The sequence below is a fragment of the Companilactobacillus crustorum JCM 15951 genome (genome assembly GCF_001434585.1).
In the GTDB taxonomy this organism is placed as follows: Bacteria; Bacillota; Bacilli; order Lactobacillales; family Lactobacillaceae; genus Companilactobacillus; species Companilactobacillus crustorum.
This window is the reverse complement of sequence record NZ_AZDB01000076.1, coordinates 1-1,689: the sequence shown is the minus strand read 5'-3', so window position 1 is coordinate 1,689 and position 1,689 is coordinate 1. Positions and strand designations below refer to the sequence as shown.

Here is a 1,689-nt window from a genome sequence, read left to right as displayed (position 1 = left end):
GTTCGGATTAATTTTACAATCTACCATTTCCTGATATAATATTTGTTATTGGTTTATCCGACCAATCATCAAAGTTTCCATCGATCTTAATGTTTGATGGATTCTCATTAGAACTAGCTTGAACATTGGTCGTAACTCCAAAGATAGACAATCCTAATAATATTAATAGAGACAAGAATATTTTTTTCATGCTATCCCTCTTTTATGTAATTCTCTAAGTGCCATTATAAACGAAAATGTATATTCATTTATAAAAAAGTCCGTATTAAACAACAAATTAACAATTTTCAAAAAGCAAAGTGAATAATTACTATAAATCACATTATTTTGTAAGTACTCTCTTTAACTTAGGTAGACTAAAGAAACTCAGAATTGCAATTAACAATCCCACAATTGCTAGAACAATTGGACCTGTACTCCCGCTCTCCGCAGTCACAACAGTACTCCCTATAAGCGGTACTTTTATAGAAATATGTTGGGCATCAGTAGGAACAGCTTTTAAATCTGAAAAAGAAATTCTGGCTTCCATAGTGCCATATTCCTTGCCATTTTTCACGTAACGATGAATCACAGCTGGTGAATGTACCATTGGAACATCCCCACCAGAAGTATCCACTAGCATAACTTTTTTAGTTTTATTAGCGGGAATATCATAGGCTCGTTTAATGTATATTGAATGCATCTTATTGCCTACCGTTAATTGATGATCATTGACTTGAAACGGATAATTATCCCGCCCCGTTTTAGACATTGTTATGTAATAGTAAATATACTTCCCATCGGTCAACAATGAAGCTTGTTTTACTGGGTCACCATTCCATGGATTTTTTATATCCGTCATTGGCTTGTCTTTCCAGTCATCAAAATTTCCATCTATTTTGATTCCAAACTTGTTAGTTTCAGCAGCCTGAGTTATCAATACACTACTGCAACTAATCAGACCCACAGCAATCATTAATGCAAAAAACATTTTACGCATCATTATCCCCCCTGCTTACTAAATCAACCTAATCCAATTATAGAACATTTATCATTTTATTTATACGTAACATAAGTTTAGAATTAGTTAATAATAAAAAGACCTATGAGATTTGATCTCATAGGTCTTAATTTTTGATGCGCCCAGTAGGAGTCGAACCTACAACCTTCTGATTCGTAGTCAGACACTCTATCCAATTGCGCTATGGGCGCATATCTTTTCAACATTTATAAGTATATCATATACTTTTACAATTTGTATATATTTATTTAAAAAAATAAAAAATTGTTTCTACATCCAAAAGGATTTGATAGGTCGTCGTGAATTTCAAATGCTCTTAGTCTGCTGGTCCTAATCGCTTTATTATGAACAGTTCCTAATCCATCTTCGTTTTCACTTTTAGCAGGCTTCATTATCAATGGAAATAAAAAGACTGTTATATCTATTGATATAACAGTCTTTTAAGACATTGCTTATTTGTTTAGTTTGTCCTTACGGAGAGTAAGGGGTTCGAACCCTTGATACAGGTCAATACCCGTATACATGATTTCCAATCATGCTCCTTCAACCACTCGGACAACTCTCCAAGCAAATATATAACTCCGGATGTCAGACTCGAACTGACGACACCCTGATTAACAGTCAGATGCTCTACCAACTGAGCTAATCCGGAATAATAACAGCGTGGCAGCTCCCTATCCTCGCGGGTA

2 protein-coding genes and 3 tRNA genes are annotated in these 1,689 nt (G+C 34.6%); all 5 read right to left on the bottom strand.

What is annotated here, in order from left to right; translation table 11 throughout:
- Positions 1-13: 13 nt before the first annotated feature.
- The gene (locus FD26_RS11125; protein WP_156401814.1) at positions 14-190 is read right to left on the bottom strand and encodes a hypothetical protein; all 177 of its coding nucleotides are present in this window, start codon (positions 188-190) and stop codon (positions 14-16) included.
- A gap of 132 nt (positions 191-322) precedes the next feature.
- The gene (locus FD26_RS10695; RefSeq protein ID WP_057868403.1) at positions 323-979 is read right to left on the bottom strand and encodes a Firmicu-CTERM sorting domain-containing protein; all 657 of its coding nucleotides are present in this window, start codon (positions 977-979) and stop codon (positions 323-325) included.
- Between the two features lie 138 nt (positions 980-1,117).
- A tRNA-Arg gene (locus FD26_RS10690) sits at positions 1,118-1,191 on the bottom strand.
- Between the two features lie 283 nt (positions 1,192-1,474).
- A tRNA-Ser gene (locus tag FD26_RS10685) sits at positions 1,475-1,565 on the bottom strand.
- 14 nt (positions 1,566-1,579) lie between these two features.
- Positions 1,580-1,652 (bottom strand) — tRNA-Asn (locus FD26_RS10680).
- Positions 1,653-1,689: the final 37 nt, after the last annotated feature.